A 25,212-nucleotide genomic window follows, 5' to 3' on the forward strand; every position below is an offset into this window, starting at 1 on the left:
CGAAGGAGAACACCATGACCGAACCCGACATCAAGAAGGGCCTCGCCGGCGTCGTCGTCGACTACACGGCGGTCTCGAAGGTCAACCCCGAGACCAACTCGCTGCTCTACCGCGGGTACCCGGTGCAGGAGCTCGCGGCGACCCAGTCGTTCGAGGCCGTCGCGTACCTGCTGTGGCACGGCGAGCTGCCGACCGACGTGCAGCTGGCCCAGCTGCGCGCCACGGAGCGGTCGTACCGCCACCTGCCCGCCGACGTGCGCGCCGCGATCGACCTCGTGCCGGTCGACGCGCACCCCATGGACGAGGTCCGCACCGCCGTGAGCCTGATCGGCGCACGCGACCTCGCCGGCAGCGGCTCGGTGCTCGACGCGAGCGGCAGCGCCGAGGAGAACCTCGCGCGCAGCATCCGGCTCTTCGCGGTCCTGCCCGCGATCGTCGCCTATGGTCAGCGCCGTCGCCGCGGCCAGCAGCCCGTCGCCCCGCGCGACGACCTCGACTACGCCGCCAACTTCCTCTGGATGACCTTCGGCGAGGAGTCCGACGACGTCGTCGTCGACGCCTTCAACCGCTCGATGATCCTGTACGCGGAGCACTCGTTCAACGCTTCGACGTTCACCGGCCGGGTCATCGCGTCGACGCTCAGCGACCTGTACTCGGCCGTCGTCGGCGCCATCGGCGCGCTCAAGGGCCCGCTCCACGGTGGGGCGAACGAGGCCGTCCTGCACATCTTCGACGAGATCGGCACCGCCGAGAACGTCGGGCCGTGGCTCGACGAGGCGCTCGCCGAGAAGCGCAAGATCATGGGCTTCGGTCACCGCGTGTACAAGCGCGGCGACTCGCGCGTGCCGACGATGAAGGCGGCGCTCGACACGCTGGTGGAGCACTACGACCGGCCCGACGTCGCGGCGCTCTACGACGCGCTCGAGAGCGAGTTCGTCAGCCGCAAGGGCATCTACCCGAACCTCGACTACCCGTCGGGGCCGGCCTACAACCTGATCGGGTTCGACACCCTCACCTTCACCCCGCTGTTCGTCGCGGCCCGCGTCACCGGCTGGACTGCCCACGTCATGGAGCAGCTCTCCTCGAACGCGCTCATCCGTCCGCTGTCCGAGTACAACGGCCCCGACGAGCGCCACATCGAGGGCTACGTCGCGGACGAGGCCGCCACGGCGACCGCCGACCGCGCGGAGGAGGCCGCGGAGTGAGTCTCTGGTTCGGCGACGTCGCGGGCATCGACCTGGCCGCGATGGGGTCGGGCACGCTCATCGAGAACCTCGGCATCGAGATCGTCGAGCTCCGCGAGGACGCGCTCGTGGGGCGGATGCCGGTGGACCGGCGCTCCGTGCAGCCGGCGGGCGTGCTGCACGGCGGGGCGTCCGTCGCGCTCGCCGAGACCCTCGCGTCGTGGGCCGGCTACCTCGCCGTCGACCGCGAGCGCTTCCACGTCGTCGGGCAGGAGATCAACGCCAATCACATCCGGCCCGTCTTCACGGGGTGGGTCACCGCCACGGCGACGCCCGCCGCGATCGGCCGGCGCTCCCACGTGTGGGAGGTCCGCATCGTCGACGAGGCCGGTAAGCTCGTGTGCATCTCGCGCTGCACCCTGGCCGTGATCGAGCAGCGATCGACGTACGCGACAGCGGAGGAGCGCGGCCGGTCCTGATCCCCGGCGCGCTCGTGCGTCGCGGCATCCGCTCGCGATCGTCGGAGAATCGCGCGGATCTCGGAGGATCGCGCCGGAATGCTCCGGGATTGCGGCGATCCTCCGAGCTTCGTACGAGTGCAAGCGGTTGCGACCACCGACCAGGCGAGCGGATGCCGCGACCCGAGGCATCCGCAAATGAGCGCGTTCTCATGATGTAAGCGCTTGCAGTTTCGCCGTCGCCGGTGTTAGCCTCGCCGGACACTGCACCTCCGGCACGTCGTCGTGCCATCTCTCCCCAGGAGTCCCTCCGTGTCGAAGCCGACATCCGCACGTGTCCGCCGTTCCGCCGCCATCCTCACCAGCGCGGCCCTGATCCTCACCGGGGGCCTGGTCGCCGCCGCCCCCGCCGCTGCCGCCGAGCGCACCATCGCGCTCGTGGGCAGCCTGCAGTCCGAGATCGGCTGCCCCGGCGACTGGGATCCGGCCTGCGCCGATTCCGAGCTCGCCCCGACCGACACCGCCGGCCTCTACGAGGCCGAGTTCACGGTGCCTGCCGGCGAGTACCTCTACAAGGTCGCCGCGAACGACTCGTGGGACGAGAACTACGGCGCCGAGGGCGCGAAGGGCGGCGCCGACATCCCGCTCGTCGTGGCCGGCCCGTCGACGCTGGTCTTCAGCTACGACGACACCACCCACCGCATCGGCATCGACGTCGTCTCCGTCGAAGGCGACTACACCGCCACCGACGATGAGCTCGTCGCGGAGCCGGTGCGCCAGCCCGGCAGCGCCGAGCGGTTCTACTTCGTCATGACCGACCGCTTCGCCAACGGCGACCCGTCGAACGACAAGGGCGGCCTCGACGGCGACCGCCTCGCCCACGGGTTCGACCCGACGGACAAGGGCTTCTACCAGGGCGGCGACCTCGCCGGGCTGCGGTCGAAGCTCGACTACATCGAGGGACTCGGCACGACGGCAATCTGGCTCACCCCGAGCTTCAAGAACCGTCCGGTCCAGGGTGCCGGCGCCGACGCGAGCGCCGGCTACCACGGCTACTGGATCACCGACTTCACCCAGATCGACCCCCACCTGGGCACGAACGCCGAGCTCGAGGCGCTGATCGCCGATGCCCACGACCGTGGCATCAAGGTCTACTTCGACATCATCACGAACCACACCGCCGACGTGATCTCGTACGCGGAGGGCTCGCAGACGTACATCACCAAGGAGGCCGAGCCGTATCGCGACGCCGCAGGAGTCGCGTTCGACCCCGCCACGTACGCCGGCACCGACGAGTTCCCCGCGCTCGACCCGGCGACGAGCTTCCCCTACACGCCCGTGATCTCCGCCGCCGACAAGGACGTCAAGGTGCCGGCGTGGCTCAACGACCCCACGCTGTACCACAACCGCGGCGACTCGACGTGGGCGGGCGAGTCGGTCACGTTCGGCGACTTCGTCGGCCTCGACGACCTCATGACCGAGCACCCGACCGTCGTCGACGGCTTCGTCGACGTCTACCAGGGATGGGTCGATCTGGGCATCGACGGCTTCCGCATCGACACGGCCAAGCACGTCAACTTCGAGTTCTGGGAGAAGTGGTCGACCGAGGTGCTCGACTACGCCCACGCGAAGGGCAAGGACGAGTTCTTCATGTTCGGCGAGGTCTACGACGCCGACCCCGCGAAGCTCTCCCCGTACGTGCGCAACAGCGACATGAACTCGGTGCTCGACTTCACCTTCCAGAGCGCGGCGACCGCCTACGCGAAGGGCACGGGGGTCGCCGCCAAGCCGAGCGGCCTGCGCGCGCTGTTCGCCGGCGACGACATGTACACGACGCCGGACTCGTCGGCGACGGCGCTGCCGACCTTCCTCGGCAACCACGACATGGGCCGCATCGGCTACTTCGTCGCCGGCGCCGATGCCCTGCAGCGCGACGAGCTGGCGCACGAGCTGATGTACCTCACGCGCGGCCAGCCGGTCGTCTACTACGGCGACGAGCAGGGCTTCGCCGGCACCGGCGGCGACAAGGACGCCCGCCAGTCGCTCTTCGCGACCGAGACGGCCGACTACGCGAACCAGCCCCTCGTCACGGGTCAGCAGCTCGGCAAGGTCGACCGCTACGCCACCGACGCCCCGCTCTACGAGCACATCGCCGCGCTGGCCGAGCTGCGCTCGTCGCACCCGGCCCTCGAGACCGGTGCGCAGATCGAGCGCTTCGTCGACGACGCCGCGACCGGCGTGTACGCCTTCAGCCGCGTCGACCGCGAAGACAAGGTGGAGTACCTCGTCGCGACGAACAACGCGACCGCGGCGAAGACCGTGAACATCCCGACCCTGACGACGGATGCCTCGTTCTCCCCGCTCTACGGCGGCGGGAGTGCGTTCGCGACCGACGCGGCGGGTGTCGCCTCGGTCACGGTTCCGGCCATGTCGGCCGTGGTCTACACCGCGAGCAAGCCCGTCACGGCGCCGAGCCAGGCCGGCGACATCGTGGTCGACGCCCCGTACGCGGGTGCCGGTGTCAGCGGCGTCTCGCCCGTCCGCGCCGACATCGCCGACGGCGTGTGGGCCGAGACGAGCTTCGCGTGGCGCGTCGCCGGCGACGACGAGTGGCATGCGCTCGGCACGGCTGAGGACACCTCTCCCCGCGTCTTCCACGACACGGCGGGTCTCGCGCGAGGCACGCTCCTCGAGTACCGGGCGGTGTCGACGGATGCTGCGGGCAACCGCTCCGCGTCGTCGACCTTCGCCTCCGTCGGCAACCGCGTGAGCCTGACCGCCCCCGCGGAGCCGGAGGAACCGGAGGCCCCGGAGGAGCCCGAGCCTCAGGAGCCCAAGGACTACGGGTTCGTCAGCGTCCCAGGCAGCTTCAACAGCCTCGTCGGGTGCTCCGACAACTGGCAGCCCGACTGCGCCGCCGTGCAGATGACGGAGCAGGCGGGCGGCATCTGGAGCCGCACGTTCGAGAACCTGGCGAAGGGCGACTACGAGTACAAGATCGCCGTCGAGAAGTCATGGGCCGAGAGCTATGGCGCCGGCGGCGGCAATATCGCGCTGAAGCACGAGGGCGGCGAGATCACGTTCTACTTCGACTCGCGCACCAAGAACATCTGGTCGACCGCCGACGGTCCGGTCATCACCCTCCCCGGCACGCTCCAGAGCGAGCTCGGCTGCCCCGGCGACTGGCAGCCGGAGTGCCTGGCGACGATGATGTTCGACCGCAACAAGGACGGCATCTTCCAGTACACGACCGACGATCTGCCGACCGGCTCATACGACGTCAAGGTCGCGCACGACCTCACCTGGGATGAGAACTACGGAGCCGACGGCAACCCGGGCGGTGCGAACATCACGTTCAGCGCCACCCTGGGCAAGGTCACCACGTTCCGCTACAACCTCAAGACACACGTGCTGACCGTGAAGTCGAGCGACCCGCCGCTCGCCGGCACAGGCGAGCTCCGGGCCCACTGGATCGACGCCGGCACCATCGCCTGGCCCGCCAACCTCGGCACGACGGCAGCCGATGCCTCGTGGCAGCTGCACTCGTCCGCCGACGCGAAGCTCGCCCTGGCCGACGGCCAGGTGACCGGCGGCGAGGCCGTCGACCTCACGCGAGTCGACGGCGGGCTGACCGCCGATCAGAAGGCACTCTTCCCGGCTCTCGCAGGGTTCGTCGCGCTGCGCGTCGAGGACACCGACCGGGATGCCGCGGCCGCTCTGCTCAAGGGCCAGCTCATGGTCTCGCAGCGGGACGCCGGCGGTGTGCTGAAGGCGTTCACCGGCGTGCAGATCCCGGGCGTCCTCGACGACCTCTACGCCGACGCGGCCGAGGACTCCGAGCTCGGCGTCACGTTCAACAAGGACAAGCCGACGTTCCGGCTGTGGGCGCCGACCGCGCAGAAGGCGACGCTGCTCACGTGGGATGCCGGCGCCGACGGCGACCCGACGCGTCACGACGCGGCGTGGGACGCGGCATCCGGCGTCTGGTCGGTCAAGGGCGACAAGGCCCTCAAGGGCGACGAGTACCTCTGGGAGCTCGTGGTCTACGCGCCCTCGACCAAGAAGGTCGAGACCAACCGGGTCACCGACCCGTACTCGGTCGGGCTGACGCTCAACTCCGAGCGCTCGGTGGCGATCGACCTCGACGACAAGTCGTGGAAGCCGAAGCAGTGGGAGAAGACGAAGGCCCCGGTCATCGACCGCCCGGTCGACCGTGCGATCTACGAGCTGCACATCCGCGACTTCTCGATCACCGACGAGACCGTCCCCGCCGAGGAGCGCGGCACCTATCGCGCCTTCACGCGTGACTCCGCCGGAACGAAGCAGCTGCGTCAGCTGGCGGATGCCGGGATCAACACGATCCACCTGCTCCCGTCGTTCGACATCGCGTCGATCGAAGAGGACCGCTCGAAGCAGCAGGAGCCCGACTGCGACCTCGCGTCGTTCGGTCCCGGCAGCGATCAGCAGCAGGCGTGCATCCAGAAGGTGGTCGACGCCGACGGCTTCAACTGGGGCTATGACCCGTACCACTACTCGGCGCCGGAGGGCTCGTACGCCGTCGACCCCGAGGGCGGCGCGCGCGTGCACGAGTTCCGCGAGATGGTCGGCGCCCTGCACGGCATGGACCTGCAGGTCGTGCTGGACGAGGTCTACAACCACACGGCGCAGTCCGGTCAGGACGCGAAGTCCGTCCTCGACAAGGTCGTGCCCGGGTACTACCACCGCCTGAACCTGGCAGGCAGCGTCGAGACCTCGACCTGCTGCCAGAACGTGGCGACCGAGCACCAGGTCGCGCAGAAGCTCATGGTCGACTCCGTCGTCACCTGGGCGCGCGACTACAAGGTCGACGGCTTCCGCTTCGACCTGATGGGGCACCACTCCAAGGCGAACATGCTCGAGATCCGCGCGGCGCTCGATGAGCTCACGCTCAAGAAGGACGGCGTCGACGGCAAGGCCGTCTACCTGTACGGCGAGGGCTGGAACTTCGGCGAAGTGCAGAACAACGCCCTCTTCGAGCAGGCCACGCAGGGTCAGCTCGGCGGCACGGGCATCGGCACGTTCACCGACCGTCTGCGCGACGCGGTGCACGGCGGCAGCCCGGTCGACGGCGCGTCGATCTTCTACCAGGGCTTCGGAACGGGTCTGTACACCGACCCCAACGGCCGTCCGAACGTCCCCGGCGACCCGGCGGGCGACCTCGCGCGCAAGACCGATCTTGTCAAGCTCGGCCTCGCGGGCAACCTCCGCGACTTCGAGATGACCGCGGCGGACGGCACCGTCAAGGCGGGCTCGCAGTTCGACTACAACGGCTCCCCGGCCGGATACGCCGATGAGCCCGACGAGATCATCACGTACGTCGACGCGCACGACAACGAGACGCTGTACGACCACCAGGTGTTCAAGCTCCCGGTCGACACGTCGATGGCCGACCGCGTGCGCATGAACACGCTGTCGCTCGCGACGACGACGTTCTCGCAGACCCCGTCGTTCTGGCACGCCGGCACCGAGCTGCTGCGTTCGAAGTCCCTCGACCGCAACAGCTACAACTCGGGCGACTGGTTCAACCGCATCGACTGGACGGGCAAGGAGTCGACCTTCGGCTCGGGCCTGCCGCGCGAGTCCGACAACAAGGACAAGTGGTCGTTCATGAAGCCGCTGCTCGAGAACCCGGCGCTCAAGCCCGGCGCCTCCGACATCGCCGCGGCCGAGGCATCCGCTCTCGATCTCCTCCGCGTGCGCGAAGAAGTGGGCCTCCTGCGGCTCGGGTCTGCGGACCTGATCCAGGAGAAGGTCTCGTTCCCGAACAGCGGGCCGGATGCCACGCCCGGCGTCGTCGTGATGCTCATCGACGACCTCGTGGGCGACGACGTCGACCCCGAGCTCGAAGGCGCGCTGGTGGTCTTCAACGCGTCGCCCGACGCGACGACGCAGGCGCTGCCCGACCTCGCCGGTCGCGGGTTCGCGCTGACGGCCGCGCAGGCGAAGGGCTCCGACGCCGTGGTGAAGACGACGACGTGGGATGCCTCGACCGGCGCCCTCACGGTGCCCGCCCGCTCGGTGGCCGTGCTCGTCGACAAGGCCGACGTGCGCACCGCTGTGCTCGCCGCGCCCGACAAGGTCGTCGCCAAGCAGAGCGCGACCGTCACGGTCACGGGCAAGGTCGTCTCGGCCGACGGCACGGCGCCGGTCGGCACCGTGACGGTGACCGACGGCGGCAAGGTCATCGCCACCGCGGAGCTCGCGGCCGCCGACAAGGGCAAGGTCAGCATCACGCTGCCGAAGCTCGCGAAGGGCCTGCACCTGATCCGCACGACGTTCGACGGTGCCGCCGGGTTCAAGGACTCGCGCGCGATCGTTCCGTCGCCGCTGCTGATCCTCTGACGCGGATGACGGTGCCGAGCGGCGGGTGGGAGGTCCTCCACCCGCCGCTCGGCCGTTGTGCGGCAGCCGGGGATCATCCTGTGGGTGGAGGCGCATGAGACCTCCGGCGGACGCGCGCCGGGCGGAGCGTCCGTAGCGTCGGAAGGGTGACAGCGACCTCCCCCATCCACACCACCGGCAGGGGTCTCTCGACAGCGGGCGCCCTGCTGCTCACCCTCGCCGGCAACATCCTCGTCGTGCTCATCGCGGCTGTCGCCGTGACGGCCACCGTGGTCGCCGCCGCGCTCGTGTTCGGCGCGGGCGTGCTCGAAAGCCTCTGATCCCGGGCTCGACCTGCCGCCCGAGCGCGGGTACGGTCGCTCTGACATGAGCGACATCGTGAGCATCGAGGTGCTCTTCGACTCCGAGACCGAGAGCGCGGTCCGCGCGGAGTGGGACCGCCTCGCCGAGGCCGGGCTGTCGAGCCTGGCGTCTCACCGTGCACCCAGCAATCGTCCCCACCTCACCCTGCTCGTGCGCCCTTCGCTGCCGGAGGTCGCCTTCGCGGAAGCGGTCTCGCGCCTCCCGCTGCCCGTGACGCTCGGCTCTCCCATCGTCTTCGCACACGGCGAGCGTGCGGTCCTCGCCCGCCAGGTCGTGCCCGATGCGGCGCTCCTCGCGCTGCACGCGTCCGTCCATCGTGAAGCTCCCGAGGGGCCGGATGCCGCGCACACGGCCCCCGGAGCGTGGACGCCGCACGTCACCCTCGCCCGCCGGCTGCCGCTGGATGTGCTCCCGCAGGCGCTCCGGCTGCTCGACCGCGAGCACGCCGGCGAGGCCGTCGCGCTGCGGCGGTGGGATGCGGCATCCGCCACCGTCACCCCGCTCGGCTGAGCTGGGCGCGGCGGGGCGGCGAACCGTGCGTCAGATGTCGCTGAAGTCGTTCGCGGGAGCCTGGATCTCGCTGATGGTGTCTCCGGTCAGGCCGAGCATGACGAACATGATGCCGACGTCGCCGGGGTTCTGGAGCGACTGGGTGCCAGGCACTTCGGTCTCGCCGAGGTCGAGGTAGTCGGCGGTGCCGTCCTCATCGGCGTCCCAGCCGTCGCGCGCACCTGCGGCGACCGCGTCCTCGCGCGACGAGCCGACGGCCAGATCGCCGTCCGCCGTGACGACGGGGACGCCGCCGATCTCCGTCGCGCGGACCGCCACGCTCATCCGATCCTCGTTCTCGCCGCTCACGGTCACGGTGATCTCATCCCACTCGTAACCGGTGCCCCAGAGTCCGCCGTAGGGACCCTCGATCTCCTCACCCGAGCGCGGCTCGCCCGAGAGCTCTTCGATCAGCGCGAGCAGTTCGTCTCCCTCACCGGCGCCGGCGAACAGGAACTCCTCCGCCTCGTCCGCGCCCTCGTAGGTCACGCCTTCGATGCCGACGACGAGGCGGGCGTTCGGTATGGCTTCGGGCGAAGGCCCGCCGGGGGTCGGCTCGGTCGTGGCCGCAGGGGAGATCGAGGGCGGCGTCGACGCGCAGCCCGAGACGACCACGGCCGCGATGACGAGGACAGGGATCAGGCGAGGGCGCACGAGAGGAATGTACCGCGCCGCGGGGGGAAGGCGTTCGCCACCTTGGACGAGCGCGCGGCAGCCCGGTCACCGTGCCGGCAGAACGGATTCGCGCGAAACGTCGATCCCCGTCGGGGTCGCACGACGCCCGAGGTGAGGGTGGTGTCCGGCCATCCCGTCACGGAAGGATCAGACCATGAAGTTCATGATGTTCGTCGTCAGCGATGCGCAGCCGGATCAGCAGTCGGACGAGTCCGACATCAACGAGTGGGTCGATCCCCTCGATGCGAGCGGCAAGCGGGTGATCGGCGAGGTGCTGGCACCCGTCGCCGAATCGACCGTCGTGCGCGTGCGCGGCGGGAAGGTGCTCACGACGCGCGGGCCGTTCGCCGAGACGAGCGAGGTGATCCTCGGATTCGACATCCTCGACGTCGCCGATCTCGACGAGGCGATCGAGATCGCGTCGCGCCACCCCATGGCCCGCAACGGGCAGATCGAGCTCCGCGCCTTCGCGCCCTGGGGCGAGTAGACGGCGCCGCGACGACCTCCGCAGCGATCGCATGCGGGGGTCGTCGACGCGTCGACGGAGCCGAAAACACTGACTCCCTCGCAGATACATGGAAGTCCATGTAAAATCAGCATCGTGCCAAAGAAGGCACGGTGACTTTCACCAGGATGCCCCATGAAGACGTTCGGGTGAGGCTGAAGGAGCAACGATGTCCATGACGATCACCACCCCCGCCGAACCGCTCTCCGCTGACGACCGCGCCGCGATCATCGAGGCGGTGCGCGAGTTCGCCGACGCCGAGCTGGCGCCGCACGCCCTCGAGTGGGACGAGCAGAAGCACTTCCCGCGCGAGACCCTCCACCGCGCAGGAGAGCTGGGGCTCGGCGGCATCTACGTGCGCGAGGACGTCGGCGGCACGGGCCTCACCCGTACCGATGCCGTGGCAATCTTCGAGGAGATCGCCGTCGGCGACCCGGCGATCGCCGCCTACATCTCGATCCACAACATGGTCGCGTGGATGATCGACACCTACGGCAGCGACGCCCAGCGCCAGGAGTGGCTGCCGCTGCTCACCTCGATGCGCGGCTTCGGCAGCTACTGCCTCACCGAGCCGGGCGCCGGCTCCGACGCCGCCGCCATCACCACGACCGCGATCCGCGACGGCGACGAGTTCGTGCTGACGGGCGTCAAGCAGTTCATCTCGGGTGCGGGCGAGGCATCCGTCTACATCGTCATGGCACGCACCGGCGACCCGGGCGCCCGCGGCATCACCGCCTTCCTCGTCCCCGCCGATACGGCCGGGCTGTCGTTCGGCGTCAATGAGAAGAAGATGGGGTGGAACGCCCAGCCGACGCGCCAGGTCATCCTCGACGAGGTGCGCGTGCCCGCGGCCAACCTCCTCGGCAACGAGGGCCAGGGCTTCAAGATCGCGATGTCGGCGCTCGACGGCGGTCGCATCAACATCGCGGCGTGCTCGCTCGGCGGCGCGCAGTGGGCGCTCGACCAGGCCATCCGCTACGTGCATGAGCGCTTCACGTTCGGCGAGCCGCTCGCCGAGAAGCAGTCGGTCGTCTTCACCCTCGCCGACATGGCGACCGAGCTGCGGGCCGCGCGGGCACTCGTGACCGGCGCGGCGGCCGCCGTCGACACGAACGCCCCCGACAAGTCGATGCAGTGCGCGATGGCCAAGCGCTACGCGACGGACGCCGGCTTCCGCGTGGCGAACGAGGCCCTGCAGCTGCACGGCGGCTACGGCTACCTCCACGACTACGGCATCGAGAAGGTGGTGCGCGACCTGCGCGTGCATCAGATCCTCGAGGGCACGAACGAGATCATGCGGGTCATCATCGGCCGCGAACTGCTGGGAGCCTGACATGCGCATCGCCTTCCTCGGACTCGGGCACATGGGCCTGCCGATGGCCCGCAACCTGGCGGCCGCCGGGCACGACGTCGTCGGGTTCGACGTCTTCCAGGGGGCGATGGATGCCGCGGCCCAGGGTGGCCTGGCCGTCGCCGAGTCGGGTGCCGCCGCTGTGCAGGCAGCCGAGGCCGACATCGTGATCACGATGTTCCAGTCCGGCACGCAGGTGCTGGACGCGTACCGCGGCGTCGACGGCGCGGAGGGTCTGCTCGACGTCGCCGCCCCGGGAACCCTCTTCATCGACTCGTCCACCATCGCCGTCGACGAGGCCCGCGCGGCGCATGAGGCCGCCGAGGCGGCCGGGCATCGCTCGCTCGACGCACCCGTCTCGGGCGGCGTCGTCGGTGCCGAGAACGCCAGCCTGGCCTTCATGGTCGGCGGCACCGACGAAGACTTCGAGACGGCACGGCCGGTGCTCGAGGCGATGGGCCGCCGCGTCGTCCACTGCGGCGGGGCGGGACTCGGCCAGGCGGCGAAGGTCTGCAACAACATGATCCTCGCGGTGTCGCAGATCGCGGTCGCCGAGGCGTTCGTGCTCGGGGAGCGGCTCGGACTCTCGCACCAGGCGCTGTTCGACGTCGCGTCGAACGCCTCGGGCCAGTGCTGGGCGCTGACGACGAACTGCCCCGTCCCGGGGCCTGTGCCGACGAGCCCGGCCAACCGCGACTACCAGCCGGGGTTCGCGGGCGCCCTGATGTCGAAGGACCTCGGACTCGCCGAGCACGCCATCGTGTCGACCGGGGTCGATGCACGCATGGGCATGCTCGCGCGCGAGATCTACCGGCAGTACGCCGACGGCGCGGGCGCCGGTCAGGACTTCTCGGGGATCATCAACACGATCCGCGACGACAGCCGCTGACGCGGCGTCAGGTCTCGACGTCGTAGCGGGCGGCGATCCAATCGCTCGGCGTCAGCCGCTTGAGCGTGGCGGAGGGAAGGATCTTCCGCGCGGCAAGCTGCGACACCGCCTCCTGGTACGCCGCGGCGAGTTCGTCCCGCACGCTCGGGGTCGTGGCCTCGAGCGCGTCAGCGGCCTGATCGCGGGCGTCTTCGGACGCGCTGAGCGCCTCGTTGCGGAGCGATCCCTGAGCGGTGCGCCGCGAGCGGTGGATCAGCTTCCCGCCGGAGGCGCTCGCGCGCGCGAGGCGGTACGCGGAGATCGCCAGAGCCACGGTGACGACGGTCGTGACGCCCGCCATCACGGTCGCGACGACGGCGAGCGGGAAGACGTCGTCCGTGAGCAGGCGGACGATCATCGCGATCAGCGCGACGACGCTGAGCGCCGCGCTCGCACCGAGGAAGCCGGATCGCGACACCGCGGCCGAGTCCTCGTACTGCGCGAGCAGGGTCGACCGCTCGCGCCGGGCGAACAGGGCGCCGGCTGCGAGGAGCAGCAGCGCGATCGAGAGGCTGATGACGACGGTCGGCGCGACCACCGGAAGGCTGTTCATCGGCGTGCCGCCGGTCAGTCGCCCGGCGCCTGCTGCTGCGCCCATGGCGCTCGCCACCGCGAAGATCGCCACGAGATCCGGCCAGGGCGTGACCAGGCGCCGCTGACGCGCCGGCTTCTCTCCGGCGCGCGCCTCCCACTCGGCCACGCGAGCGGCGAAGGTGCGATCCGCGCGAGCCAGCCGCTCGGCCGTCGCCTGGTCGAGGCCCTCGACCAGCGGCTGCTGCAGCGTCCGGGCGATGTCGCGCGGACGCTCATCGCCTGACAGCGGCACGCTGCGGGCGACTTCGACGACGTGCGTGCGGATGCTCATTCGCCCTCCAGCCGGGTCGAGGTCACGAGCCGGTCGCTGTGCGCCAGCATCGTCGTCGCGTAGGGGATCGTGTCCGCGATCGCGGTCGCGACGAGCAGGGAGTCCGCGCGACGGAACGCGTAGTTGAACCTTCCGGCCTGGATGCCGGGCTTCGACGATTCGGTGACGATCGCCGCGCGGCGCCCCTCGCCCCAGTACTCGTCGGCGACGGCTTCGACGTTGGGGAGCAGTACGCCGGTGGGATCGCCGGCGACGGCATCATCCAGCCCGGTGTCGGGGTCTTCGACAACCTGGACGCCGACGAAGCCGATCGCCGGCGCGAGGTGCGGCGGGCAGAACACGAGCAGCTGGTCCGTGAGCTCCGTGCGCATGGCGGTCGCCGTCTCGGCGACTCTGCGGAGGGCGTCGGCGAGCGTCGGGGACATCCCTCCGAGTCCGCGCGTGTAGTGCGCGACGAGTTCGTCCGGCCACTCTTCGGTCGGCTGCTCCGGCACCGGCAGCCACACGCTGTCGTCGTAGTCGAGGTGGTAGGGGATCACTGGGCGCTCCGATCCCAGGTGAAGGTGCTGATGAGCAGGTCGCTGAGCTGCGTGAGCCCGTCGATGAGCGGGGCCAGCTCCGGCCCGTGGTCGGCGGGGAGCGGGATGGTCGTGGTGAACTGCAGGGCGCTCCGGCGCTCCGACCCTGGGATCGGGATGAGGTAGTCCACGACATGGGCCGCGGCGCCGTCCGCCTCGGCGCGCGAACCCACCGCGGCCTCCCAGCGCAGGATCGAGCGGTCGTCGGTGAGGAACTGCGCCCCGTTCTCGCGGACCAGGCGGGCGACCTGGCGGTCGAGGGTGCCACCCAGCTGGCCGGACACCGTCGATGCCGTGATCGACATGGGCAGGGGCACGTCCCTGGCCGAGGTCTGAAGGTAGAGCGCGAACACCCGCGCCTGCTTCATCTTGCGGTACGCCACCTCGAGCAGGGTGCGCATCTGCGCGTCGAGGTCGGGACGGTGCTGCGAGCGGAAGACCTCCGACGTGCGTCGGATCAGCTCCTCCACCCCTGCGCGATCTGCGGGGAGTTCCTCCCACCCCTCGGGGAGGAGGAGGCGGTACGCCGGGACGGTATGGGTCAGCTCTGGCATCGCGTCCAGGCTATCCCGCCAGCTGCTCGCGCCACGTGTCGACGCCGGCGGGGAGCTGGAAGGGGGAGTCGGTGATCATGTCGAACACCTGGCGCGTGTCGCGGCCGAGAGCGGTGAGCTTCACCGCGAAGTCGCCGATGTTGGTGGCGATCTGGCCGGGACCGGGGATGTCGGCGGCGCGGTTGATGATGTCGCCCGCATCCGACACCGCGTTGACGACGGACTGGTGGTGGCTGGAGAAGTCGGCGAACTCGTCGGCGATGTTCACCGTCCAGGCGCCGCCGCCGCGTCGGATGTTCTGCACGAGGGTGCCGATGCCGATGTCGCGGAGGCGCAGACCCGAGAAGGTGTCCGCGATGCGCGATGCGAGGCCCGCACGGGCGGCGTTGCCGAGGCCGTGGCCCGAGCCCATGGTCTCGACCGCGAGCCGGATCCCGCGCAGGCGGCGGATGTCGCCGATCGCGTCGCCGATCTCGAACACCGGCCCCGCGAAGAACTTGAGCGCCTGCAGGCGCGAACCGGCCTTGAACAGCGACCCGAGGCGGCCGAACGGCAGCACGCCGACGATCGCCCACGCGAGGTCGCCCTTCGTGGCCCTGCCGGCGTCGTAGAGGATGAGCGTCCCGAGAAGGATCACGACCGCGAGCGCCACGGCGATGAGCGCGAGGATCGGGCCGCCGATGATCAGGGCCGCGATGGTCACGATGATGCCGATCACGGTCACGACGTCGACGACGATCTGCACGATGTCGGCGATGTTGTCGGTCCACGAGTCGCTGACGTTGCCCTCGGTGGCATCCTCGATCGCGCCGAGTGCGGTGTCGTACGCCTCGTCCCAGATGCGCCACTGGGTGTCGAAGTCCTCGAGCAGCCCGTCGAAGTAGATCTGGGCGTTGCCGGCGGCGATGCCCGCTTCGCGCGCCTGCCACTGGTCGGCCTGGTGCGTGCCCTGCGCCGTCGAATCGGCGGGGTCGTAGTCGGCGGACTCCTCCGCCGCATCCTGCGCCTCGCTCGCGGCGCTCATCTTCGCGACGAGCTGGCGCTTGGCCTCTTCGATCTCGAGCACGAGCGGACGCAGCTTCGCCTGCACGCCGCTGAGCGACTGGCCGTACGCCGTCATGGCCGTGCCGGTCGGCTTGTACCGCTCGCCGGCGAGGGCGAGCTCCTCGTGGGCGTCGCCCACCTCGTCCTTGATCCGCTCGATCGAGCGGCCCTTCTCTTCGGTCGCGCCGTCCGCGATCGCGCTCAGCACGCCGGCGGCACCGATCATCTGGCGTCCGAGCCGGGAGATCTCGCGCCCGCGGTCGATGATGCCCTGCGCGTCGCCCTCGATCACGTGGACGCGGTGCTGGCTCTTGGTGTAGATCGTCGTCATCGTCGTTCCTGCTCAGCGCACGGGAAGGTTGTCGGCGTCGGACTCGCGCAGCGAGAGGTCGCGGGAGAGCTCGAGGTCGAACTCCTGCCAGCCGGTGCACGTGGACTCGACCGCGGCCTGGATGTTGCTCAGCTTCTCGAGGAGCTGCTTGCGCCGGTCGTTCCACCCGCCCTCGAACTCGTGCGTCCGCTTGTAGAGGCTGTTGCGTCCGTCGGGGCGCGCGATGAGGTCCTGCAGGTCGTCGGTGCGCTCCTCGGCGTCTTCGAACTCGACGATGATCTGCTTGAGAGACCCGTTCAGCCGGTTCAGGTGGTCCACCTTGATGTAGACGTCAGCCACGTCCGCTCCTCATCTGACGACGATGGGAAGGGGATGTGCATCCCCTTCCCATCGATCGGCGGTCAGTTGCCGGCGAGTGCCTGGTCGGTGTCCTTGATGGCCTGCTGCATCTTGCGCAGCGACTCGCCCATGTCGGAGATGCCCTCGATGGCCTTCTCCAGACCGGTGGTCAGCTCGTTGTAGCCCTCACCGAACTTGCCCGACGCGTGCTGCGTCTTGAAGTCGTCGCCGAGGAGCCGGTCCACGTCGCTCTTGAGGCGACGCAGGATGTCGCCGATCTCCTCGCGACCGCTGTCGAGCTTGCCCGACATCGCTTCCATCTCGCCGTATGAAGCCTTGAAATCCGCCATGGTCAATCCCTTCGAAAGCTCGGACCGGTGTCGGCCCCCACGTCAGGCTAACCGAGGTGGCGAACGCTTCCCATGGGGAGGATTCCCCATGCCGTGTCCACAGGTGGGCACGGCCGGTCCGTGTCTCCTCTATACGATCGGAAGCGGTGTGCGACGACGCACGGACTTGCGGGAGGCAGCGATGACCGAGTACGAGACCATCCTCGTCGAGACGCGCGGAGGCGTGGGCTGGATCACGCTCAACCGTCCCGAGGCGCTCAATGCGCTCAACACCCAGACGATGAAGGACGTCGTGGCCGCGGCATCCGTCTTCGATGCCGACGCGAGCATCGGCGCCATCGTGCTCACCGGCTCGGAGCGCGCCTTCGCCGCCGGTGCCGACATCAAGGAGATGGAGTCCAAGACCGGGCTCGAGATGCTGATGGCCGACCACTTCGGCGGCTGGACGCAGTTCGCCGGGGTGCGCACGCCGGTCATCGCGGCGGTCGCCGGCTACGCGCTCGGCGGCGGCTGTGAGCTCGCGATGATGTGCGACATCATCCTCGCCGCAGACACGGCGAAGTTCGGGCAGCCCGAGATCAACCTCGGCGTGATCCCCGGCATGGGCGGCTCGCAGCGGCTCATCCGCGCGGTCGGCTACTACAAGGCGGCCGACCTGATCCTGTCGGGCCGGATGATGGATGCCGCGGAGGCCGAGCGCTCCGGACTCGTGTCGCGCGTCGTGCCGGCCGCCGACCTCCTCGACGAGGCCGCGAAGCTCGCCGAGGCGATCGCCGCCAAGTCGCTGCCCTCGCTGTATGCGGCCAAGGCCGCGCTCGACGCGGCGATGGAGGTTCCCCTCGCCGAGGGCCTGCGCCTCGAGCGCCACGTGTTCGCGAGCCTGTTCGACACGGAGGATCAGAAAGAAGGCATGGCGGCGTTCCGCGAGAAGCGGTCGCCCGACTTCCAGGGTCGCTGACGCGCGATCAGAGCGGCTCGGGCTGCGGCCTCGGGTCGGTGAAATCGCCCGAGTCCTTCCGGAATCGCGCGATGATGCGGACCAGCTCGGCCGTGTCGTCGTCGGTGAGGCCGACGTCCTCGAACACACCCTCGTTGAGCGCCACGGTCGCGTCCTCGACCAGGTCGAGCCCGGCGGGCGTGATGACGAGCATCGCCGCGCGTCCGTCGATCGGATGCGGCTCGCGGGTCACCAGGCCGTCGCGCGCGAGGCGGTCGACCGTGTTGGTGACGCTGGTCGGGTGCACCTGGAGGCGCGCGATGGCGCTGGCCATCGGCATCCGTCCCGCTCTTGTGAAGGCCAGCAGGCGCAGCATCTCGTACCGGGCGAACGACAGGCCGAACGGCTTGAGCGTCGCGTCGATGCGGGCGAACATGAGCTGCTGCGCGCGGATGATCGAGGTGACGGCGGTCATGCCGGCGGCGGCGGGCTCCCACCCGTGCTCGACCCACTGCCGCTTGGCTTCGGCGATCGGGTCGACGGGCAGTCGTCGTGGCGCGGACACAGGGCACCTCCTCGGTCCCACCGTACCGTTGGCCGCGGCCCGGCGAGGGAAGGCTCGGAGGCGGGGTTTGGGCACTCTATGTATACACAGAGGCCGGTCGCGCCGCGAAGTTGTGCGCCGCCCACGGTCGATTGGGTACACAGCGAGGTGCGCCATAGACTCGTCCGCAGCGTGAGGAGATGGCAATGAAGATCGTCGTCCTGGTCAAGGAAGTCCCGGATACGTACGGGGATCGCAAGCTCAGCCTCGAGACCGGTCTGGCCGACCGGGCGGCGAGCGAGTCGGTGCTCGACGAGATCGGCGAACGTGCGCTCGAGGTCGCGCTGTCGTACGCCGACAAGAACGCCGGAACCGAGGTCGTCGTGCTGTCGGTCGCTCCGGAGTCGGCGTCCGCCACCGTGCGCAAGGGCCTCGCGATGGGCGCCGCGTCTGCGGTGCAGGTCATCGACGAGGCGTTGCTCGGGGCCGATCTCGGGCTCACCGCCGAGGTGCTCGCCGCCGCCGTCAAGCGTGTCGGGTTCGACCTCGTGATCGCCGGCAACCAGTCGACCGACGGGTCGGGTGGCGTGATGGCCGCCATGGTCGCTGAACTGCTCGACGTCCCGGCCGCCACGTCCCTCAACTCGGTCGAGATCTCCGACGGCAGCGTGTCGGGTGTGCGGGCGAGCGACGGCGCGACCGCGCAGGTCACGGCCGAGCTGCCCGCCGTGATCTCGATCACCGAGGCGCTCCCCGACGCCCGCTTCCCCAACTTCAAAGGCATCATGGCTGCGAAGAAGAAGCCGTTCGAGACGCTCTCCCTCGACGACCTCGGCATCGAGGCGCATGACCCCGATGCCGCCCGATCGATCGTGATCGCCCTCAGTGAGAAGCCGCCGCGCGAGGCGGGCGTGAAGATCGTCGACGAGGGCGACGCCGGCGAGAAGCTCGCCGAGTTCCTCATCCAGAACCGGCTCGCCTAGGGATGGCTGACATGACCTTCGCCGAAGACTCGATCCTCGTCCTGCTCGACGTCACACCGTCGGGCGCGCTCGCCAAGTCGGCCGCCGGTCTCCTGGGCGCTGCCGCCCAGGTGGGCACACCGGTCGCGCTGATCGTCGGTGACGAGAAGCTGGCGACGGATGCCGCGGCCCTGGGCGCAGCATCCGTCCTCGTCGCGGCACCCGGCGAGGGCCTCGTCGTGCCGGTCGTCGACGCGCTCGCCGCCGCGGCCGACCTCGTGCGTCCCGACGCCGTGCTCGTGTCGCACTCGATCGATGGCCGGGAGGCGGCGGGGCGCTACGCCGCCCGCTCGCGCTCCGGTCTGTGTGTCGACGCCGTCGGCGTCTCGCGCGACGCGGAGGGTGTCGTCGCCCACCACTCGGTCTACGGGGGCGCGTACAACGTCGACGCCGCGGTGACCTGGGGCGCGCCGGTCATCACGATCCGCCAGGGCGCGGTCGACGCCCGCGCCGAGGCGGTCACCTCGCCGCCCGTCGAGCATCTCGCCGTCACGCCGTCCGGCCGCAGGACGGCGACCGTGGGGGCCGTCGAAGAGGCCGTCGTCTCGTCGTCGCGACCCGAGCTGCGCGGTGCCGCCAAGGTCGTCTCGGGCGGTCGCGGGCTCGGATCGGAGGAGAAGTTCGCCCTCGTCGACCAGCTGGCCGACGTGCTGGGCGCCGCGGTCGGCGCGTCGCGCGCCGCCGTCGACGCGGGGTATGTGCCGCAGTCGTACCAGGTCGGGCAGACCGGCGTCTCGGTCGCCCCGCAGCTCTACGTCGCCCTCGGCATCTCGGGCGCCATCCAGCACAAGGCGGGCATGCAGACCGCGAAGACGATCGTCGCGATCAACAAGGACGCGGATGCCCCGATCTTCGACATCGCCGACTACGGCGTCGTCGGCGACCTGTTCACCGTCGTGCCGCAGCTGATCGCGGCGCTCGAGGCCAAGAAGGCGTAACGCGGCGTGGCGACCTTCTCGCAGACGATCCGACGCGGCCTCCCGCGGCGGCCCGGCGGCGAGCCCTGGCCGCCGGCCGGAGAGGCGCCCGTCGCCGAGGCCGAGGCGGTCGCCGCATCGCCCGGCGTCGGCGCGCCGGAGGCTTCCGCGACGGGAGTCGCCGAGGCCGACCGCGCCAGTTCCCTGCGAGCGCCCCAGCAAACGGAGGCGCTGTCGCAGGAAACAGGAGCACTCGCGGCCCCGGCCGTTCCCACACCAGCCGCCGCAGCGCCCGCCGCGGTCCCTGCCGCGCCGGGTGCGCGCCGGCTGCGCCGGGGTCTGCCCCGCGTGCTCGGCGGCGAGCCCTGGCCCCCGGCATCCGCTCCCGCTCCTGTCGTCGTCGCGGCCACCACCGTCCCTGCGTCCGTTGACGGCGCCACTTCCCTGCAGGCGCCGCAGGAATCCGAGGCGCCCGCGCAGGAGACGGGCGCCGTGCCGGCGCCGATCGCGCCAGCGCCCGCGCAGACCGCTGCACGCGTGACCGAACCCGCGATGCGCCGAGGGCTCCCGCGCACGCCCGGCGGCGACGCGTGGCCGCCACCCGGGCTCTTCGCTGCAGCGCCGATGACCAAGCCCGCGCTGCCGGTGGCCGAGCCCGCGCTGCCGGCGGCCGAGGCATCCCTTCCCGCTCCCACGCCCGCCGCGGCCGAACCCGGGCTCCAGAGAGCGCGTGCGGCGACGGCGGTGCGCGACTACTCCGCGCCGTTGCCGTTCACCCGCACGGTGTGGCTTGGCGCGGCGGCGCGCACGCGCCCCGAGCCCAAGCGCGAGCCGCGGCGTCTCGGGCGCTTCACGCTGCTCGAGTGGGCCGGCATCGTGGTGGTCGGCGGTGGCGGGCTGCTCTACGCGGGCCTCATGGCTGTGTTCGCGGTGCGGTGGCTGCTGTCCACGCAGTGGGGTGTCGACTTCCTCGCGGCGTACCCGGGCGAGTACCACCTGCCGGAGGGTGCGCCGGTCGGGATCCCGGCGTGGCTGGGGTGGCAGCACTTCTTCAACGTCTTCCTGATGGTGCTGATCATCCGGTCGGGGCTGCAGGTGCGCACCGAGAAGCGGCCGAGCGTGTTCTGGTCGCCGCGGAACAACGGCAGGCGCAAGATCAGCCTGAACCTGTGGTTCCACCAGTCGCTCGACATCCTGTGGATCGTCAACGGCGTGGTCTTCGTGGTGCTGCTGTTCCTCACGGGGCAGTGGATGCGGATCGTGCCCACGTCGTGGGAGGTGTTCCCCAACGCGATCAGTGCGGGCCTGCAGTACGTGTCGCTGGACTGGCCGACCGAGAACGGCTGGGTCAACTACAACTCGCTGCAGCAGCTGGCGTACTTCGCCACCGTCTTCCTCGCGGCGCCGCTCGCGATCGTCACGGGTGTGCGGATGAGCGGGGTCTGGCCGAAGAACGCGAAGACCCTCAACCGGATCTACCCCGTGGAGTGGGCGCGGGCGATCCACTTCCCGGTGATGCTCTACTTCGTGCTGTTCATCTTCGTGCACGTCGTGCTCGTCTTCGCGACCGGAGCGCTGCGCAACCTGAACCACATGTACGCCGCGCAGGGGTCGACAGACCCCGACGCCTACCTCATGAACTGGACCGGATTCTGGATCTTCGGCGTCTCGATCGTCGTGATCGTGATCGCCTGGATCGCGGCCCGCCCGCTCGTCCTGGCACCGATCGCGCGCCTGTTCGGCAAGGTGTCCGGGCGCTGACGCGCGACGGCGCGTGGGGCTGAGCGCGCGTCAGTCGTCGGCGACGGATGCCGCGCCCGCCGCGAACCCCTCGGCGTACGCCTCGTCGGCTCCGAGCCGGAACATGTCGCGCTCGAGCGGGCGCACGATCGACCGCGCCCCCGGAAGGTCGAGCGAGCCCACGAGGTCGGGTCGCCCACGGACCACCGCGACCGGACGGCGGCCGGCCTTCCCCTTGACGAGGTCGGCCGCGCCGGCGAGCTCGTCGGCGACGCACGGCATGGTCACGACGAGCGGACGGCCCTCGGCGTCCGTGCCGCCGCGCAGATCCTCGAACACGTGGACCCCGGCGGCGCCGATCGCGTGATCGGTCTGGCCGTCGCGCCACGCCCTCCCGAGCGTGTCGGACACGAGCACGCCGACCTCGACGCCGAGGCGTTCGCGCAGCCCCGCCGCGATGAGTCGGGCCGACAGATCGGGATCCTCGGGCAGCAGGAGGATCGTGCCATGAGGCGTGTTCGAGGCGTCGACGCCCGCTGCCGCCGACACCATGCCGAGCCGGTTCTGCACGATGCGCGTGGTGCCGCCGTTCGGCGTCTGGCGCGTCGCCACGATCCGGACGGTCTCGGCGGTGATGGCGTCCTCACGGTCGTCCGCGGGCACGATGCGGCCCTCGGCCTTCGACACGATCTTCGACGTCACCACGAGGATGTCGCCGTCGGCGAGCCCGCCGGCGGCGGCGTCCGCGATCACGGTCACCAGATCGGTGCCGGGCGTGATCTCGGGGATCCCGTCCAGGGGCCAGACCTGCAGCACGTCAGGCGTGCTCAGCGGACGAAGCGGACCTCGGTGAGCGTCTCACCCAGGAACGGCTCGGTGTGGGCAGCGCCGTCGAGCGTGAACCCGTTGCGCGTGTAGAAGCGGTGCGCGCGGGGGTTGTCGTCCGCGACCCAGAGGTAGAGCTCCTCATCCGCGGCGACGACCGAGTCGAACAGGCGCTGCCCGATGCCGGTGCCGTGGAACTCGTCGAGCAGGTAGATGAAGTACAGCTCGCGGAAGCGCGGGGCGTCCTTGTCACGCGCAGGGCCCGAGCCGGCGAAGCCGACGATCTCGCCGCCGACGAGCGCCGCGAACATCTTGAAGTCGGGACCCTGGACGGCCCAGTGCGTCCACAGCTCGGCGAGACGCTTGGGCGAGACGGCCTCGAGGGCGGCCTTGCTGATGAGGTGGTCGTAGGTCTCGTGCCAGCAGGTCGCGTGAACACGGCCCAGGGCCTCTGCATCCACGTCGCGAACCGGACGGACGACGATGTCGGTCTGGAGGTCGGCTTCCATGGCCAGACTCTACGCTCGCCGTCGCGCGACGCGAAATCGACCGGACGGGCACCGTGGGCCGGGCGTGTCACGAGCAGCGGATGCTCCTGCCTGCGCTGTCGGGAGTCCACAACCGAATGTCGTTCCGGGTCGTGGATCGCTACCATCACTCCCCGTGAATGTGATCTGGCGGACCCTGCTCGTGATGCTCGGCGCGCGACGGCGCGTCCGCCGCGAAGGACGTATCGGACCGACCGAGGTGGGGCGCATCCGCCTCACCACGCTGCCGACCGACCTCGACATCCTCATGCACATGAACAACGGCCGGTATCTGTCGCTGTTCGACCTCGGCCGCTGGGATCTGCTGGTGCGCACCGGGCTGTGGGACGTCATGCGCAGCCGCGGGTGGTACGCCGTCGTCTCCAGCGAGACGGTGACGTTCCGCAAATCGCTCGAGCTCTGGCAGCGCTTCGACGTCGAGTCGCGCATGGTCGGACACGACGACAAGGCCGTCTATCTCGAGCACCGCGCGGTCGTCGATGGCGAGCTGTACGCACGGGTGATCGTGCGCGCCCGGATGATGAAGCGCAGCGGCGGAACACTGTCGCACGAGGAGCTCTTCGGGGCGGTGGGCTATCCGGACGGGATCCCGGAGGTCGACGCATGGGTGCACGACTGGGCCGCGGCATCCGCGCTCCCGCCCTCGCGCGCCGAGGCGCCGAGCCTCTGGAACTGAGCGCCTCAGCGCATCAGGACCGACCCGAGGACCGACAGGGCCCCGATCATCGCGACGTTCACCGTCACGAGGAGGGCCGTCCACACCCGCGTCGGCTCGAGTGAGGTCAGCGGACCCCGGCCCACGGCGTCGAGCGCCTCGCCGCGCGAGCCGAACTCGCCGACCAGTCGGCCACGGCTCGTGCTGGCGATGTACACACCGCGTTCGCGTCTGACGTTCATGTCGTCGACGCTAGGTGGCGTCGCGCGCCGGCGTCCGCTCTTGACAACCCGCCGATCGACGGGTATTCGGAAACCGGGCCGTGCTACTTGACGGGCGACGGATCGTCCGGCTCGGGAACGATCGACAGGCCCGCCGGCGAGTTCGCCGACTTGGTCAGCGCCTCGACCCACGCGGTGTTGAGCCGCGGCTGGCGACTGCCGAAGTACTCGAACGTGAGCGGCACGTGCGGACTCAGCCACACCGACGTGCGGCCCATGCCGCTGCGCATCGGATCGGTCCATGTGAAGGGGAACTGCTCCCCGCGGCGCAGCTTGCCCCAGATCACGACCTGCAGGTGGGCGAGGACCCGGTCATCGATCGAGACGGCGACCTTGGAGTCGTACGTGAGGGTGCCCATCACGCCAGACTAACCCGGGCCGCGAGCCGGTGATCCGACCCTGGCCTCGGGTGTTCGGCGCAGTATACGCTTTTCTGTCACCCTTGTCGGGTGTTGCGCCGCTCGGGCCCCTGCCCCAGGGTGAGACGGTGACCTCAACCGACACGCTCGTCCGCGATCTGCAGCAGGCCATCGCCGACCGTACCCTCACGATCGCGTACCAGCCGCAGTTCGAGTTGGACGGAGCGGCCATCGAGCCGCGTCCGGTCGCGGTCGAGGCGCTCTGCCGATGGAGCCGAGACGACGGCGACGTGCCGCCTTCCACGTTCATCCCGCTGGCCGAGGAGGCCAACCTCGTCGAGGACATCGACATCCAGATGCTCGAACGCGGCGCGACGCAGCTCGTCGAGTGGCAGCGGAGCGGGCGCACCGTCGGGCTGGCGGCCAACGCCTCCCCGACGCACATCACCCTCAGCTACGCGGATGCGGTGGTCACCCGCCTCGATCGCTTCGGCGTCGACCCCGCCGCCGTGACCATCGAGATCACCGAGACTCCGTGGCCGCAGCTTCAGCCGCAGATGGTGGAGGCCCTCCATCGGCTGCGCTCGTTCGGCGTCGCGATCTCGATCGACGACTTCGGCGCGGGGGAGACGACGCTCGCGATGATCGAGTCCCTGCCCATCGACGAGGTCAAGATCGACCGGTCCCTCATCCAGCGAGCGGATGCCGAGGCCGACGCCGCCGTGGCGGAAGTCGTCTCCCGCGCCGACGCGCAGGGATGGCGCATCGTGGCCGAGGGGATCGAGACCACGGACGACCTGGAACGGTCGATCGACCGAGGCTGCCATCGGGGCCAGGGATACCTCCTGGCGGCGCCGATGGACGTCGAGGAATTCGAGCGGCTCCTCGGAGACCCGGCCCGCTAGATGTACTCGGCGTTCAGGTTGGTG

General features: G+C 70.2%; 26 protein-coding genes. 14 read left to right on the plus strand and 12 right to left on the minus strand.

The window, feature by feature from the left end; all coding sequences use genetic code 11:
• Positions 1-14: 14 nt before the first annotated feature.
• From OB08_RS12350 to OB08_RS12370, 5 genes are all read left to right on the plus strand, one after another.
• Positions 15-1,205: a bifunctional 2-methylcitrate synthase/citrate synthase gene (locus OB08_RS12350; protein ID WP_461475139.1), complete on the plus strand. Its 1,191-nt coding sequence runs from the start codon at positions 15-17 to the stop codon at positions 1,203-1,205.
• A complete protein-coding gene (locus tag OB08_RS12355; RefSeq protein ID WP_461475141.1) occupies positions 1,202-1,663 on the plus strand; it encodes a hotdog fold thioesterase in 462 nt (153 codons plus the stop codon). Before OB08_RS12350 ends, OB08_RS12355 begins: the two co-directional genes overlap by 4 nt.
• A gap of 291 nt (positions 1,664-1,954) precedes the next feature.
• Positions 1,955-8,023 (plus strand): pullulanase-type alpha-1,6-glucosidase, encoded by a 6,069-nt coding sequence (pulA, locus tag OB08_RS12360; protein ID WP_461475143.1) that lies wholly within the window; start codon positions 1,955-1,957, stop codon positions 8,021-8,023.
• Positions 8,024-8,169: 146 nt separating this feature from the next.
• Positions 8,170-8,343: a hypothetical protein gene (locus OB08_RS12365; protein WP_461475145.1), complete on the plus strand. Its 174-nt coding sequence runs from the start codon at positions 8,170-8,172 to the stop codon at positions 8,341-8,343.
• 46 nt (positions 8,344-8,389) lie between these two features.
• Positions 8,390-8,896 carry a 2'-5' RNA ligase family protein gene (locus OB08_RS12370; RefSeq protein ID WP_461475147.1) on the plus strand — a complete coding sequence of 169 codons (507 nt, stop codon included), beginning with the start codon at positions 8,390-8,392 and terminating at the stop codon, positions 8,894-8,896.
• A gap of 30 nt (positions 8,897-8,926) precedes the next feature.
• Here the strand turns inward: OB08_RS12370 and OB08_RS12375 are convergent, their stop codons facing one another.
• A complete protein-coding gene (locus OB08_RS12375; protein WP_461475148.1) occupies positions 8,927-9,589 on the minus strand; it encodes a hypothetical protein in 663 nt (220 codons plus the stop codon).
• A gap of 175 nt (positions 9,590-9,764) precedes the next feature.
• Between OB08_RS12375 and OB08_RS12380 the strand changes: the two genes are divergently transcribed.
• From OB08_RS12380 to mmsB, 3 genes are all read left to right on the plus strand, one after another.
• Positions 9,765-10,097, plus strand: a complete 333-nt coding sequence (locus OB08_RS12380) for a YciI family protein (protein ID WP_461475150.1) — start codon at positions 9,765-9,767, stop codon at positions 10,095-10,097.
• Between the two features lie 187 nt (positions 10,098-10,284).
• Positions 10,285-11,448, plus strand: a complete 1,164-nt coding sequence (locus OB08_RS12385; protein ID WP_461475152.1) for an acyl-CoA dehydrogenase family protein — start codon at positions 10,285-10,287, stop codon at positions 11,446-11,448.
• A 1-nt stretch (position 11,449) separates the two neighbouring features.
• A complete protein-coding gene (mmsB, locus tag OB08_RS12390) occupies positions 11,450-12,355 on the plus strand; it encodes a 3-hydroxyisobutyrate dehydrogenase (protein WP_461475154.1) in 906 nt (301 codons plus the stop codon).
• 7 nt (positions 12,356-12,362) lie between these two features.
• Here mmsB and OB08_RS12395 read toward each other — a convergent pair whose 3' ends face one another.
• The 6 genes from OB08_RS12395 to OB08_RS12420 form a co-directional block, all read right to left on the minus strand.
• Entirely contained in the window at positions 12,363-13,259 is an 897-nt protein-coding gene (locus tag OB08_RS12395) for a hypothetical protein (protein WP_461475155.1), read from the minus strand.
• Entirely contained in the window at positions 13,256-13,798 is a 543-nt protein-coding gene (locus tag OB08_RS12400; RefSeq protein ID WP_461475157.1) for a hypothetical protein, read from the minus strand. Before OB08_RS12400 ends, OB08_RS12395 begins: the two co-directional genes overlap by 4 nt.
• Entirely contained in the window at positions 13,795-14,391 is a 597-nt protein-coding gene (locus OB08_RS12405; protein ID WP_461475159.1) for a hypothetical protein, read from the minus strand. The genes OB08_RS12400 and OB08_RS12405 overlap by 4 nt, the downstream gene beginning before the upstream one ends.
• Positions 14,392-14,401: 10 nt before the next feature.
• Positions 14,402-15,766: a hypothetical protein gene (locus tag OB08_RS12410; protein ID WP_461475161.1), complete on the minus strand. Its 1,365-nt coding sequence runs from the start codon at positions 15,764-15,766 to the stop codon at positions 14,402-14,404.
• 12 nt (positions 15,767-15,778) lie between these two features.
• Entirely contained in the window at positions 15,779-16,105 is a 327-nt protein-coding gene (locus OB08_RS12415; protein ID WP_461475163.1) for a hypothetical protein, read from the minus strand.
• A gap of 62 nt (positions 16,106-16,167) precedes the next feature.
• On the minus strand, positions 16,168-16,455 hold the full coding sequence (locus tag OB08_RS12420; protein WP_144807092.1) for a WXG100 family type VII secretion target: 288 nt from the start codon (positions 16,453-16,455) through the stop codon (positions 16,168-16,170).
• 181 nt (positions 16,456-16,636) lie between these two features.
• On the opposite strand from OB08_RS12420, the gene OB08_RS12425 reads away from it, so the two are divergent.
• Positions 16,637-17,413 (plus strand): enoyl-CoA hydratase, encoded by a 777-nt coding sequence (locus OB08_RS12425; RefSeq protein WP_461475165.1) that lies wholly within the window; start codon positions 16,637-16,639, stop codon positions 17,411-17,413.
• A 7-nt stretch (positions 17,414-17,420) separates the two neighbouring features.
• Here OB08_RS12425 and OB08_RS12430 read toward each other — a convergent pair whose 3' ends face one another.
• Positions 17,421-17,957: a MarR family winged helix-turn-helix transcriptional regulator gene (locus tag OB08_RS12430; RefSeq protein ID WP_461475167.1), complete on the minus strand. Its 537-nt coding sequence runs from the start codon at positions 17,955-17,957 to the stop codon at positions 17,421-17,423.
• Positions 17,958-18,142: 185 nt separating this feature from the next.
• On the opposite strand from OB08_RS12430, the gene OB08_RS12435 reads away from it, so the two are divergent.
• From OB08_RS12435 to OB08_RS12445, 3 genes are read left to right on the plus strand one after another with little or no spacing between them, the layout of a single operon-like run.
• Positions 18,143-18,919, plus strand: coding sequence for an electron transfer flavoprotein subunit beta/FixA family protein (locus OB08_RS12435; protein WP_461475169.1), 777 nt, complete (start codon positions 18,143-18,145; stop codon positions 18,917-18,919).
• Between the two features lie 11 nt (positions 18,920-18,930).
• Entirely contained in the window at positions 18,931-19,896 is a 966-nt protein-coding gene (locus OB08_RS12440; RefSeq protein WP_461475171.1) for an electron transfer flavoprotein subunit alpha/FixB family protein, read from the plus strand.
• A gap of 6 nt (positions 19,897-19,902) precedes the next feature.
• Positions 19,903-21,636 carry a cytochrome b/b6 domain-containing protein gene (locus OB08_RS12445; protein ID WP_461475173.1) on the plus strand — a complete coding sequence of 578 codons (1,734 nt, stop codon included), beginning with the start codon at positions 19,903-19,905 and terminating at the stop codon, positions 21,634-21,636.
• Positions 21,637-21,666: 30 nt separating this feature from the next.
• Here the strand turns inward: OB08_RS12445 and cofE are convergent, their stop codons facing one another.
• The gene (gene cofE, locus OB08_RS12450) at positions 21,667-22,431 is read right to left on the minus strand and encodes a coenzyme F420-0:L-glutamate ligase (RefSeq protein WP_461475175.1); all 765 of its coding nucleotides are present in this window, start codon (positions 22,429-22,431) and stop codon (positions 21,667-21,669) included.
• Between the two features lie 11 nt (positions 22,432-22,442).
• Positions 22,443-22,949 (minus strand): GNAT family N-acetyltransferase, encoded by a 507-nt coding sequence (locus OB08_RS12455; protein WP_461475176.1) that lies wholly within the window; start codon positions 22,947-22,949, stop codon positions 22,443-22,445.
• Positions 22,950-23,103: 154 nt separating this feature from the next.
• On the opposite strand from OB08_RS12455, the gene OB08_RS12460 reads away from it, so the two are divergent.
• Positions 23,104-23,664 (plus strand): thioesterase family protein, encoded by a 561-nt coding sequence (locus OB08_RS12460; protein WP_461475178.1) that lies wholly within the window; start codon positions 23,104-23,106, stop codon positions 23,662-23,664.
• A 5-nt stretch (positions 23,665-23,669) separates the two neighbouring features.
• Here OB08_RS12460 and OB08_RS12465 read toward each other — a convergent pair whose 3' ends face one another.
• A complete protein-coding gene (locus OB08_RS12465; RefSeq protein ID WP_461475180.1) occupies positions 23,670-23,885 on the minus strand; it encodes a hypothetical protein in 216 nt (71 codons plus the stop codon).
• 83 nt (positions 23,886-23,968) lie between these two features.
• Entirely contained in the window at positions 23,969-24,283 is a 315-nt protein-coding gene (locus tag OB08_RS12470; protein ID WP_461475182.1) for a DUF7882 family protein, read from the minus strand.
• Positions 24,284-24,411: 128 nt separating this feature from the next.
• Here OB08_RS12470 and OB08_RS12475 point away from each other — a divergent pair, with 128 nt between their 5' ends.
• Positions 24,412-25,188, plus strand: a complete 777-nt coding sequence (locus tag OB08_RS12475; protein ID WP_461475184.1) for an EAL domain-containing protein — start codon at positions 24,412-24,414, stop codon at positions 25,186-25,188.
• The last annotated feature ends 24 nt before the right edge of the window (positions 25,189-25,212 follow it).

Source organism: Microbacterium sp. HJ5 (assembly GCF_054824025.1).